The 11,665-nt window shown below is 58.7% G+C and carries 11 protein-coding genes; 1 reads left to right on the top strand and 10 read right to left on the bottom strand.

The window, feature by feature from the left end:
- Positions 1–25: 25 nt before the first annotated feature.
- Positions 26–1,771, bottom strand: a complete 1,746-nt coding sequence (gene argS / locus PUT78_RS08960) for an arginine--tRNA ligase (protein WP_274351912.1) — start codon at positions 1,769–1,771, stop codon at positions 26–28.
- A 129-nt stretch (positions 1,772–1,900) separates the two neighbouring features.
- Here argS and PUT78_RS08965 point away from each other — a divergent pair, with 129 nt between their 5' ends.
- Positions 1,901–2,854 (top strand): Gfo/Idh/MocA family protein, encoded by a 954-nt coding sequence (locus tag PUT78_RS08965; RefSeq protein WP_274351913.1) that lies wholly within the window; start codon positions 1,901–1,903, stop codon positions 2,852–2,854.
- 264 nt (positions 2,855–3,118) lie between these two features.
- Here the strand turns inward: PUT78_RS08965 and PUT78_RS08970 are convergent, their stop codons facing one another.
- The 9 genes from PUT78_RS08970 to trkA all read right to left on the bottom strand — a co-directional run bounded on the left by PUT78_RS08970 (position 3,119) and on the right by trkA (position 11,611).
- Positions 3,119–3,949 carry an ATP-binding protein gene (locus PUT78_RS08970; RefSeq protein ID WP_274351991.1) on the bottom strand — a complete coding sequence of 277 codons (831 nt, stop codon included), beginning with the start codon at positions 3,947–3,949 and terminating at the stop codon, positions 3,119–3,121.
- A gap of 71 nt (positions 3,950–4,020) precedes the next feature.
- Positions 4,021–4,899, bottom strand: a complete 879-nt coding sequence (gene tatC / locus PUT78_RS08975) for a twin-arginine translocase subunit TatC (RefSeq protein WP_274351914.1) — start codon at positions 4,897–4,899, stop codon at positions 4,021–4,023.
- Positions 4,900–4,920: 21 nt separating this feature from the next.
- Positions 4,921–5,382 carry a Sec-independent protein translocase protein TatB gene (gene tatB, locus PUT78_RS08980; RefSeq protein WP_274351915.1) on the bottom strand — a complete coding sequence of 154 codons (462 nt, stop codon included), beginning with the start codon at positions 5,380–5,382 and terminating at the stop codon, positions 4,921–4,923.
- An 88-nt stretch (positions 5,383–5,470) separates the two neighbouring features.
- On the bottom strand, positions 5,471–5,701 hold the full coding sequence (locus PUT78_RS08985) for a twin-arginine translocase TatA/TatE family subunit (RefSeq protein WP_274351916.1): 231 nt from the start codon (positions 5,699–5,701) through the stop codon (positions 5,471–5,473).
- A 143-nt stretch (positions 5,702–5,844) separates the two neighbouring features.
- Positions 5,845–6,705: a GGDEF domain-containing protein gene (locus tag PUT78_RS08990; protein WP_274351917.1), complete on the bottom strand. Its 861-nt coding sequence runs from the start codon at positions 6,703–6,705 to the stop codon at positions 5,845–5,847.
- Positions 6,706–6,883: 178 nt separating this feature from the next.
- Complete coding sequence (gene hflX / locus PUT78_RS08995) at positions 6,884–8,212, bottom strand: GTPase HflX (protein ID WP_274351992.1); 1,329 nt, start codon at positions 8,210–8,212, stop codon at positions 6,884–6,886.
- Positions 8,212–8,445, bottom strand: a complete 234-nt coding sequence (gene hfq, locus PUT78_RS09000; RefSeq protein ID WP_142080093.1) for an RNA chaperone Hfq — start codon at positions 8,443–8,445, stop codon at positions 8,212–8,214. The genes hflX and hfq overlap by 1 nt, the downstream gene beginning before the upstream one ends.
- Positions 8,446–8,619: 174 nt before the next feature.
- Positions 8,620–10,140, bottom strand: coding sequence for a potassium transporter TrkG (locus PUT78_RS09005; protein WP_274351918.1), 1,521 nt, complete (start codon positions 10,138–10,140; stop codon positions 8,620–8,622).
- A 94-nt stretch (positions 10,141–10,234) separates the two neighbouring features.
- Complete coding sequence (gene trkA / locus PUT78_RS09010; protein WP_274351919.1) at positions 10,235–11,611, bottom strand: Trk system potassium transporter TrkA; 1,377 nt, start codon at positions 11,609–11,611, stop codon at positions 10,235–10,237.
- Positions 11,612–11,665 lie beyond the last annotated feature (54 nt).

The raw sequence follows: 11,665 nt of genomic DNA on the forward strand, positions 1-11,665 counted from the left end.
ACGTATTGGTCAGAAAACCGCGTTTTCAGCGCATTTCCGTAACCGGCGTGACCCCCAAGATAACAAGACCAGCAGAAATAACAACGCTTGTCGCGCGGGCCAGCGCGATTTTGGCTGAAGTTGTGGCAAGATCGCCCTCTTGCACAAAACGAAGCGCGGGGGTGTCATTGCCGCGGTTCCACAATCCATGGAATTCTGCAGCGACTTCAGACAGATAGGCGGCAACCCGGTGCGGTTCCTGGGTGCGGGCAGCCAGTTCGACCATCCGCGGCCATTCCGCCAGCTTGCGTATCAGGGCCAGTTCTGCGGGGTCATCCAGCCGTGCCAATGCAGCCTGCGCCAGCGCCGGATCGTCAGTTGCGGCGCCCATATCCGCCGCCTTGCGCAGCACCGAACAAATCCGCGCATGGGCATATTGCACGTAAAACACCGGATTATCCTTGGACTGCTCCAGCACACGCGCGAAATCGAAATCCAGCGTCGCGTCATTCTTGCGCGTCAGCATGACAAAGCGGGTCACATCTGCGCCGACTTCTTCGACCACATCGCGCAGGGTGACAAAGGTGCCCGCGCGTTTGGACATCTTGAACGGCTCGCCATTCTTATAGAGCTTCACCAGCTGGATCAGCTTGACCTCCAGCGGCACCCGCCCGTTGGACAGTGCCGACACCGCCGCCTTCATGCGCTTGACATAGCCGCCATGATCGGCGCCGAAAATATCGATCAGCATGTCAAAACCGCGCGATACCTTGTTGTAGTGATACGCGATATCCGGCGCGAAATAGGTCCAGCTTCCGTCCGATTTCATGATCGGGCGGTCCACATCATCGCCATGCGCGGTTGACCGGAACAGTGTCTGTTCACGCGGTTCCCAATCTTCCAGGGTCTTGCCCTTTGGCGGCTCCAGTGTGCCGGTATAGATCAGGCCCTGCGCGCGCAGTTTTTCGATCGCGGTCTCAATCTCGCCCGTGCCGTAAAGTGCCTTTTCGGATGAATAGACATCCATGCGAACGCCAAGCGCGGCCAGATCCTCGCGGATCATGACCATCATCCGGTCAGTGGAAAAATTGCGCACGGTTTCCAGCCAGACGGATTCCGGTTGGTTCAGAAACTTATCGCCGAATTCAGCCTTCAGCGCTTCGCCCACTGCGATCAGGTATTCACCGGGATACAGCCCTTCAGCGATTTCGGGCGACAGCCCATGCGCTTCGCGGTAGCGTTCATAAGCCGAACGGGCCAGAACATCGACCTGCGCGCCGCCGTCGTTGATGTAATATTCGCGCGTCACGTCATAACCCGCGAAAGCCAGCAGGTTGCACAGCGCATCGCCTACCACGGCCCCGCGCGTGTGGCCCACATGCATCGGCCCGGTCGGGTTGGCAGACACGAATTCGACATTCACCCGCAGGCCTTGCCCCATATCGGAGCGACCGTAATCAAGCCCCTCGCGCAGCGCCGTTGCAACAACACCCTGCCATAGCGCAGGCGACAAACGCAGGTTCAGAAACCCCGGTCCCGCGACATCAGCGTTGCTGATACGGTCATCGGCAGTCAGACGCGCGGCCAGCGCGTCGGCAATATCGCGCGGTTTCATCCCGGCAGGTTTGGCCAGCACCATCGCCGCATTTGTCGCCATATCCCCATGGGCGGGGTCGCGCGGAGGTTCGACCGCGACATTGCCGAAATCAAGCCCCTGCGGCAACGCGCTATCGGCGACCATGGCCTGTAAACAGTCCAGCACCAGCGCACGAATATCGGAAAACAGGTTCATCTTGTCCGTCCTTGTTGCTGTTCCTGCCCTACGCCGCAGGCGCACGGTCGTCAATGGGCGCGAAGCCCTTGTGTTGTGGGGTTCAGGGTGTATGGTTGCGCTAACACATCAGTAAACAGGGACAGAACCATGCGCTGGGGAATACTGGGGGCGGCCAAGATCGCCCGAACGGAAGTTGCGCCTGCTATCATGCTTGCACAAGGGGCGGAACTGGTTGCAGTCGCCACACGCGACATCGACCGCGCCCCGCCCTTTCAGGCATTGGCACCCGCGATACAGGTTCACGACAGCTATGACGCGCTGCTGGCCAACCCGGATGTGGATGCGATCTATATTCCGCTGCCCAACCACCTGCATGTCGAATGGTCGCTGAAAGCGGCGCAGGCGGGCAAGCATGTGCTGTGTGAAAAACCCATCGCACTGCAGGCGGATGAAATCGACCAGCTGATCACCACGCGCGATGCGACAGGCAAGCTGATTGCCGAAGCCTTCATGGTGGCCCATCACCCGCAATGGGCATTGGCGCGCGATCTTTTGGCGCAAGGGGCCATTGGCAAGCTGGAACATGTCGAAGGGTGTTTCACCTATACCAACCGCGATCTGACCAATATCCGCCATATCGCCGCGATGGGTGGCGGTGGGGTGCGCGATGTGGGCGTTTATCCCTGTATCACAGCACGGATGACAACGGGGGCCGAACCGCAAGCCTTGCGCGCCGATATCCGCAGCCAGAATGGTGTCGATATTTTCGCCCGCGTCTGGGCCGATTTCGCGGATTTCACCATGTCATTCTATTGCGGCATGATGCAGGCGCGACGTCAGCAAATGGTGTTTCATGGCCAGGATGGCTGGATCGCCCTGAACGCGCCGTTTAACGGGCCAACCTACGGGGATTGCCGCGTGGAATGGTGCGATGCCAACGGACGCATGACGCGCGAGCATTTCAACAGCGTGAACCAATATGCGCTGATGATCGAAGCCTTCGGCAAATCGGCGCAGACCGGCGAAGCGTTCGCCTGCCCGCTGGAAATGTCGCGGGGCAATCAGGTCATGATCGACGCGATTTTTGACGCTGCTGCTTAGGGTGTGATGGATATGTGAGGCCAGTTCAACCGGGCCTGATGGTGACATTGTCCCTTTCACAAAGCCTGCACCATCGGCGGGCCAGGGACTGCCGATCCGACGCTTTGGGGGCGCACTTTATGCTGGCTGCAAACCTCCGACATTCAAGACTTGGACTGACGCTGGCGGTATCGGCAGGCGGCGGCCTGCGGCCTTTGTTCCGCACCTTTGAGCGACCGCAACAAACCGGTTCCCCGCCCCGACCCAATCCCGCTTTGAAGCCCGTTAGATACGCAGCCCTTCGCGCCCGGCCAGATCGATGAAAAACTGCCACGCAACACGGCCCGAACGGCTGCCGCGTGTGGCCTGCCATTCAATCGCTTCTGCGCGCAGGCGCGCGGGGTCGATATGCAGGCCATAGGCGGTGCAATAGCCCTGTATCATGGCCAGATATTCGTCCTGATCGCAGGGGTGAAACCCCAACCACAGGCCAAAACGATCCGACAGCGACACTTTTTCCTCAACCGCCTCGGACGGGGAAATTGCCGTTGAACGTTCATTCTCGATCATGTCGCGCGGCATCAGGTGGCGGCGGTTCGATGTGGCATACAGCACCACATTGTCAGGCCGCCCTTCAACACCGCCATCCAGAACCGCCTTCAGCGACTTGTAATGCTGGTCATCATGGCTGAAGGACAGATCATCGCAATACAGGACGAACCGCGCATCAGCCTTGCGCAAATGCGCCATCAGCCGCCCGATGGATGGTAGATCCTCGCGCTGAATTTCCACCAGCTTCAGCGCGGATTGCGGCACCTGATCCAGCACAGCCGCATGCACGGCCTTTACCAGCGATGATTTTCCCATTCCGCGCGCGCCCCATAAAAGCGCGTTATTGGCGGGCAGACCACGGGCAAACTGCAACGTATTGGCCAGTAACGTGTCGCGCGCGCGGCCAATCCCTACCAGCAATTCCAACGCTACACGATTGACCTGCGCGACCGGCTGAACATGGTCAGGCGCAACATGCCACACAAACGCATCTGCCGCGCCAAAATCCGGCGCGGCGCTGGCGGGCGGTGACAGGCGTTCCAGTGCATCGGCAATACGCGCCATGTTTGCGGACAGGTCTGGTTCCGGCGAACCCGGACTTTCTGTGTCAGATGGCAGGACGAAGGGCGGCAAGGTCATTTCTCGTCTTCCAACTCATCTGCGAAAATCTCGTCATCTTCGTCCAGCAATCCTTCGCGGCGCAACTGTTCATTCCGCTTCTTTTCAACCCGCGCAACAAGGAAGATCGAAATCTCATACAGGCCATAAACCACCACAAACAGGATGACCTGCGTTATCACGTCGGGCGGGGTGACCAACGCGGCCAATGTCAGAATACCCACGATCGCCCATTTGCGCCCAGCCTGCAGCCCAGCCTCTGACACCAGCCCCGCCTTGCCCATCAGGGTCAGCAGAACCGGCAACTGAAAGCACAGGCCGAATGCCACGATGAATTTTATCGTCAGGTTCAGATATTCCTGCGCCGACCCCTGAAACACCACCGACAAGGGCGCAGCCGCCTGCCCGCCATCCAGCGCTTCGCCTGTGGCCCCAAATTGCTGGAAGCTCAGGAAGAAATTATAGGCCAGCGGGGTGACAACATAAAACGCAAAGGACGCGCCCAGAAGGAACATGAAGGGCGATGCAACCAGAAAGGGCAGGAACGCCCCCTTTTCCGACCGGTAAAGGCCCGGCGCAACGAACCGCCACATCTGCGTCGCGATCATCGGAAAGGCCAGCATGAAGCCGCCCAGAATCGACACTTTGATCGCAACAAAGAACCCTTCCTGCGGGCTGATGAAAATCAGGTCACAGTTCTGGCCGCGATCTGCCAGCGCCGAACACAAGGGCGCGGTCAGAAAGTTGAAGATCGGCGTCGCAATCGCGAAACAGGCCAGCATCGCGACAACAAAGGCCAGCACGGATTTTATCAGCCGTGACCGCAATTCCGCCAGATGTTCGATCAGGGGCGCGCCTTTGTCTTCGATCTCGTCCTTGGCAGGGGGTTTTGTCATGTCATGCTCTCGCGCAGCGGCCTAGGCTTTGGACGCCGGGTCATCTTTCGGGGATTCGGCTGAACTGTCTTTTGCTGGTCGGGTTGTTGCAGCACCGGTTTCGGGCGCATGGTCGCTGGGTGCCTGCTCCATCCCGGCGGCGATATCATCCAGTTCCTCCAGGTTATCCCCGGCATCGGAATCCCTGGTCTTGCGCTTTGCCGGGGTGTCGGATTTCAGTGGATCCCAGTTTTTCATCTTGTTCAGTTCATCAAGCCCCATCTTTTGGGGGTCAGTCATCCCGCGCAGGTCGCGCGCGACATCCTTGACGCCTGTTTCATCCGCGGCTTCATCCATGGCACGCTGGAATTCGCGCGCCATATTGCGGGCCTTGGCCGTGAACTGACCCAGGGTCCGGAACATTTTCGGCAGGTCTTTCGGACCAACGACAATCAGCGCAACCACACCGATCACCAGAAGTTCTGTCCAGCCTATGTCTAGCATCGAACACCCCCTGCACGCTTGCTGCAAAAGCACTGCGCGCGCCCGTCATGCGGTCTGACGCGGTATTGCGCCATCCTGTCTGCGCGTATCAGGCCTTGTCTTTTTCGTGCTCGGTTTCGGGGGTCACGTCGCGGGCGGTCTTGGTGGCGTCGTCAGATTTGTTTTCAAGTTCTTCGGAACCATCCTTCAGCCCCTTCCGGAACGAGGTGATCCCTTTGCCCACCTCACCCATCAGAGCACTGACCTTGCCGCGCCCGAACAGGACCAGAACGACAACCGCGATGATAATGAAGCCTGCGGGGCCTATGTTGTTCAGCATGATAATCTCCCTCCGGCCATGGTAACAGCATGGCTGCGCGTGTCTACAGCTTCCATTTATGGATTAGCAGCGGGCAATCAAAGCCCCAAATTGGAAAAGCCTGAAATTTCCTGTCAGGTTTTCCGGTCACGCCTACGGAGTGGTCAGTTCACAACCCGTTTCTGCGCGGCCATGCTGGGTGCGCAGACAATGTTGCGCCCGGATGCTTTTGCGGCGTAAAGCTGCGCATCCGCCCGTGCCATCAGTGCATCGACAGTGTCGATACCGATTTCGCAGGTCGCAACACCAAGGCTGGCCGTGAAGTTGATTTCAGGGAATGTCGGCGCAACGGATCGTGCGATAACCACACGCAACCGTTCAGCAATTTCCAGGGCTGCATCAGCCCCGGCGGCGACCAGAACGCCAAATTCTTCGCCGCCCAGACGTCCGAACCGGTCTTCCAGACGCAGTTCCGCCTGAACAGCATGGCCGACGGCGCGCAGAACCGCATCACCGGCCACGTGGCCGAAATTGTCGTTGATCGCCTTGAATTCATCCAGATCGAACATGATCAGGCTGTAGTCACTGCCGTTGCGGCGACATGCCGCAACCGCGCGCGTCAGATCATCGGCAAAGGCGCGGCGCGTCATCGCCCCGGTCAGCGCGTCGCGGTGCGCTTCGGTCCATAATGCAGCCTGTTCCACGATAAGCGCAGCGAAACTGTTCAGAATGCTGGCTGCGGTGGGTGCGAATGCCGGTGCATAGGCGCGCAATGTCCCGATACGCTGTGCATTTTGCAGCAGCGGCGCTTCGATGCATTCCTGCCCCGCCAGTACCGGCTGGGGAGCATCGCCAGTGAATTGCGCGCTGATATGCGTGGCACCTGTAGTCTGACGGATCAGGTTGAAAACGGTTTCAAAGCGATCATCCGCCTGCCCGCAGAGCGCCCGTTTCTGAACATGCAACACTGCACCCGCTTCAGGGACAATCTGTGTATCTGCGATGATCTGGCGATGGAAGCTCATGGCGGCACCTTGCGAAAACTTATGATGCAGGTATCGCCGTTAACTATGGTCAGGCTTAGGAAGCATTATGGCGGAAAATTAACCAATTAAGGCAGACCCGCCACAATTGGTTAATGTCGCCTTAATCTGGCCGCAAATACACACCAATAGGTTGTAATTCTCTGAATTTTCACAATTTTTACGAACCAGACTCTTTGGCGCGCAAATCGCGGAAGTTCCGTTTCTGGCGATCAGTCCAGAAAACCTGAAGGACGAATCCTTCATCTGTCTGCGATTCGCTTTCCACGATGCCCTGTTCAAACAGCCATGCGCGCGCGCGGCCCTGACCGAAACCAAGCGTGAATGTTTCATGATGGCGCACATCATCCAGCACCATCGTGGCGGCGTCAAAGAACGCATCCAGCCCCTGCCCTGTCACAGATGACGCCAGAAACACCCCCTCTGCACGTTCGGCACGACGGCTGACAGATTCGGCACCTTCTTCATCCAGCAAATCGGCCTTGTTCCACAGCTCGATCAGCGGCGTTTCATCGCGAACGCCCAGCTCCGCCAGAATGGAGCGTACATTCTGCGCCTGCGATTCGGTTTCCGAATGCGCAATATCGCGCACATGCACGATAAGGTCCGCTTCCAGCACCTCTTCCAGCGTGGCACGGAAGGCCGCGACCAGTTGCGTTGGCAGATCCGAGATGAAACCCACTGTATCCGACAGGATTACCTGTTTGCCGGTGGGCAGCGTGACTGCACGCATTGTCGGGTCAAGCGTGGCAAACAGCATATCCTGCGCCAGCACGTCGGCGCCCGTCAGTCGGTTGAACAGGGTGGATTTACCAGCATTGGTATAGCCCACAAGCGCCACAACCGGAAAAGGCACTTTCTTGCGTGCAGCGCGGTGCAGATCACGGGTCTTGGCGACTTTTGACAATTGCCGACGCAGCCGCACCATCTGTTCGTCAATGGCGCGGCGGTCAGCTTCTATCTGCGTTTCGCCCGGACCGCCCACGAACCCAAGCCCGCCGCGCTGCCGTTCAAGGTGTGTCCAGGCCCGCACAAGCCGCGTGCGCTGGTAACTCAGCGCCGCCAGATCCACTTGCAGCACACCTTCGCGGGTACGCGCACGGTCAGCAAAGATTTCAAGGATCAGACCAGTGCGGTCCAGAAGCTTGACATCCCAGGCGCGTTCCAGATTGCGCTGTTGCACGGGGCTTACCGGCCCGTCAATCAGCACCAGATCCACATCCAGATCACCTATGCGGGTGCCAAGTTCGTCAACCTTGCCGGTGCCGAACAGCAGGCCGGGATGGGCCTTTGGCAGGCGCACAACTTCTGCCCCCACAACTTCCAGTCCGGGCAGCGCATGCGCCAGCGCTTGGGCTTCCGCCAATGCATGTTCAGGAAGGCGGCCGCGATCCACTGACCTGATATCAGGATGCAGCACATAAGCGCGGGTCGGGCGCGTGCCCCCCTCGCCACCAAGATCAGAAACGTCAACAGGGGTGCGTGAGATCAGCCTTCACCTTCATAAAGAGAAATCGGCTGGCCCGGCATTATTGTGGAAATCGCATGCTTGTACACAAGCTGGCTTTGACCATCACGGCGCAACAACACGCAGAAATTGTCAAACCATGTGATAACGCCTTGCAGCTTGACACCGTTGATCAGGAAAACAGTTACAGGAACCTTGTTCTTGCGAACATGGTTCAGAAATGCATCTTGCAGGTTTTGCTTATCATTGGCCATGCGTCTGCCTTTTTGTCTGGGCTTGTTGCTTTACGCAGAGTGCCTCATCTCCCTATTGACGCAGTATGAAACGCCAGACAGAAAAGTTCCAGACCCGTTGCGCGACAAAACGGGGTTTGAAGCAATTTATTTCATTCATGCAGGGTATTCCCGTTGCCCGTCCGGCAGGAATAGTCACGATCGGGGCCAAAGTACCGACAACAACAGCAGAAATTCCAGCCGACCCAGCAGCATCCCGGCCCCCAGAACCGCCCTTTGCGCATCACCAAGCTCAGTCCAGGTAAGCGGCACCGACCCCGCGATCTGCACAAGCGGCCCGGTCGTTGTCAGTGCAGCGACAGCATAGCTCAGCGCATCTTCCATAGTGCTGCCCAGAATGCTGAGGGCGGCCATCACAAGCCCCAGCCCCAGAATGAAGATCAGCAGAAACAACCAGGCCGAAAATGCCCCCTCGGTGCGCAGCCCCCGCATATGTGCCCCGTCACCGCCAACAGCTGCGGGATGCACCAGATGTTGCAGTTCATATTTGGCCTGCCACATCAGCGCAAAAATACGCATCAGTTTCAGCCCCCCCGCCGTGGTCGCAACGCCGCCCCCGATCAGGGCAAGCCCCAGCAGAACAATCCCCGCAGGCCCGGCAAAAAAGCCACTCCGCAGGTCTGTTGCGCTGCTGATGAATCCGGTTGTGGTCAGGAATGACAGACCATTGAAAACCACGCTCCATAATTCCCGCAGAAACCGGTTCAGGCTGTTGCCGTCATCACCGAATGCGAACCCCAGCACGAACAGCCCGCACAGACCGGCCAGCAACACCCCGGCGAATGTCAGCTCTATCTGCCGCCAGTTCAACCGCGCCCCATGCCCGCGCGCGCCAGCCAGCCAGAATGTACGGCTTAACCCCAGCACCAGAAACACCAGCAACAGGAACTCGCTTGAAAAGGTCAGGGCCGCAACGTCCCATCCCGGCCCCGGCACAATACCAGAGGTGGACAGCGCCGACATTGCCAGGATCAGCGCGACCAGCGGCGGGTTACCGGCGATCGACAGCGCCACCCATAGCAACAGCGTCAGTCCTGCATAAAGTGGCGCAATCAGTCCGACCTGTAGCCGCAACCGCTGTAGCGTGGCATCGGGTGCAGCCGCGTTGTTGTCTTCGGACAGAAGCTGCTTGCTTAGCGCCGGTCCTGCCGTCTGCCTTTCATTGCGCACGGCCAGCACTTCGAACCCGCCCATATTCATGGGCGCCAGAATGGCAATGACATAGACAAGAACGAACAAGCCCCCAAGCCAGCCCACAATCGCGCGCCACAGATGCACGCTGCGCGGCACTGGATTGTCCAGCAAGGTCGCCCCCGTGGTGGTGAAACTTGACAGCATTTCAAACCACGCATCCGCAAACCGTAATCCCGGCACCGCTTCTGTCAGGGGAATGCTCATCAGAACCGGCAGCAGGACATAAGCCGCCGACAACACAAAAAACGGATGCGAAATAAGCCTCTCGCGCGGTTTGCGCGACTTGTTCGCCAGGTAAATCAGGGCCGTGAAACTGGCCAGCAGGAAGGCCGAGTACAAGAACGCGCGCGCACTTTCATGTTCGCGCAGAGTAAAACCCACGGCAGCGGGAACAATCATCGCCACGGCCGTCACCGCAACGAGAACCAGCAAGATGACCGTGCCGCGCGACCGCTGCGCCATCAGCGCCCCCTTGCAAACGACAAGGGAACCTTAAGAACGGGTGATAGCATATTGCTATAAAATAATTTTATGATCATTTCGATCCGTCTCTTCATCAGAAGAACTCAACAGCGACCTGTAGCAGTTCATCCACCTTGGGCACATCTTCCGTCAGCGAGAAGATAACCACCAGATCCCCTTCGCGCAGGATCATGCTGCCTGTCGGCTTCAGGAATTCCCCCTTGCGCAATGCCCCGATCAGAAGCGCGCCTTCCGGGAACTGGATGTCACGCACCGCGCGGTCTGCCAGTTGCGACGTGCCCAGAACCTGCGCTTCTATCACCTCGGCCTCGCGGTCACCGACCATATAGACCGACCGGACGCGCCCATGTCGGACATGGCGCAATATGGAACTGACCGTCAGCGCGCGCGGGTTGATATAGGCATCCACCCCTAATGCATCGGCCAGCGGCACAAGGCTGGGATCGTTGATCAGCGCGATGGACATTTTCCCGCCAAGCGACTGCGCGCGCACCGCCGCCAGCAGGTTGGTCTTGTCGTCATCGGTCAGGACCAGAACGGCATCGGTCTTGGTAATGCCTGCCTCATTCAGCAGTTCCGCGTCCAGCCCGTCACCATGCAGCACGATCGAGCGTTCCAGCTTGTCGGCGGCGATTTCCGCGCGACCTCTGTCGCGTTCGATAACCTTGACGCGCACACGTTCAGGCTGCGCTTCCAGCATGCTGGCCACGCTTAACCCGACATTGCCACCGCCAATGACCAGAACCCGCTCCTGACGGGCCTGTGTCTTGCCGAATACTTCAAAACAGCGACTGACATCACGCGCATCGGTCAGGACATAGATCTGGTCACCTTCGAATAACTGGTCTTCGGGTTCAGGCGCAAAAAGCCGCTTTCCGCGCCGCACACCGGCCACCATGACCCGCAGCGTCGGAAACAGTTCGGACAATTGCCGCAGCGGCGTGTTCAGCACCGAACATTCCGCCTGCAAGGTCATTCCTACCAACAGCGCCTTGCCATCGAAATATTCATGCACATCGAAGGCACCGGGATAGGCAACCCGCTTCAGCGCAGCAAGCGACACTTCGCGTTCAGGGCTGATTATGACATCAATGGGCATATGTTCACGCCGGAACAGCCCTGCATACTGGCGTTCCAGATAGGTTTGCTGACGCAGACGCGCAATTTTGCGGGTGACACCAAACACCGAATGCGACACCTGACAGGTGACCATGTTGACCTCATCCGAATAGGTCGCGGCAATCACCATATCCGCATCCGCCGCACCGGCCTTATCCAGAACATCGGGATGGCTGGCGAACCCGAGCACCCCCTGCACATCCAGCGTGTCGGTGGCGCGCTGAACAAGGGCGGGATTGTTGTCAACGATGGTAACGTCGTTGTTTTCACGCGAAAGGTGGCGGGCAATCTGCCAGCCAACCTGACCGGCACCACATACGATCACTTTCATGGCGCGCGCGCTCCTTTATCGATGCAACCGCGCCAGATGGGCGGCTTCCGCGTC

The sequence above is a fragment of the Roseinatronobacter alkalisoli genome (assembly GCF_028745735.1).
Lineage (GTDB): Bacteria > Pseudomonadota > Alphaproteobacteria > Rhodobacterales > Rhodobacteraceae > Roseinatronobacter > Roseinatronobacter alkalisoli.

What these genes read in the sequence shown, in the direction of transcription:
- argS (WP_274351912.1), bottom strand. Translation starts at nt 1,771, where the DNA reads ATGAACCTGTTTTCCGATATTCGTGCGCTGGTGCTGGACTGTTTACAG.
- PUT78_RS08965 (WP_274351913.1), top strand. Translation starts at nt 1,901, where the DNA reads ATGCGCTGGGGAATACTGGGGGCGGCCAAGATCGCCCGAACGGAAGTT.
- PUT78_RS08970 (WP_274351991.1), bottom strand. Translation starts at nt 3,949, where the DNA reads ATGGCGCGTATTGCCGATGCACTGGAACGCCTGTCACCGCCCGCCAGC.
- tatC (WP_274351914.1), bottom strand. Translation starts at nt 4,899, where the DNA reads ATGACAAAACCCCCTGCCAAGGACGAGATCGAAGACAAAGGCGCGCCC.
- tatB (WP_274351915.1), bottom strand. Translation starts at nt 5,382, where the DNA reads ATGCTAGACATAGGCTGGACAGAACTTCTGGTGATCGGTGTGGTTGCG.
- PUT78_RS08985 (WP_274351916.1), bottom strand. Translation starts at nt 5,701, where the DNA reads ATGCTGAACAACATAGGCCCCGCAGGCTTCATTATCATCGCGGTTGTC.
- PUT78_RS08990 (WP_274351917.1), bottom strand. Translation starts at nt 6,705, where the DNA reads ATGAGCTTCCATCGCCAGATCATCGCAGATACACAGATTGTCCCTGAA.
- hfq (WP_142080093.1), bottom strand. Translation starts at nt 8,445, where the DNA reads ATGGCCAATGATAAGCAAAACCTGCAAGATGCATTTCTGAACCATGTT.
- PUT78_RS09005 (WP_274351918.1), bottom strand. Translation starts at nt 10,140, where the DNA reads ATGGCGCAGCGGTCGCGCGGCACGGTCATCTTGCTGGTTCTCGTTGCG.
- trkA (WP_274351919.1), bottom strand. Translation starts at nt 11,611, where the DNA reads ATGAAAGTGATCGTATGTGGTGCCGGTCAGGTTGGCTGGCAGATTGCC.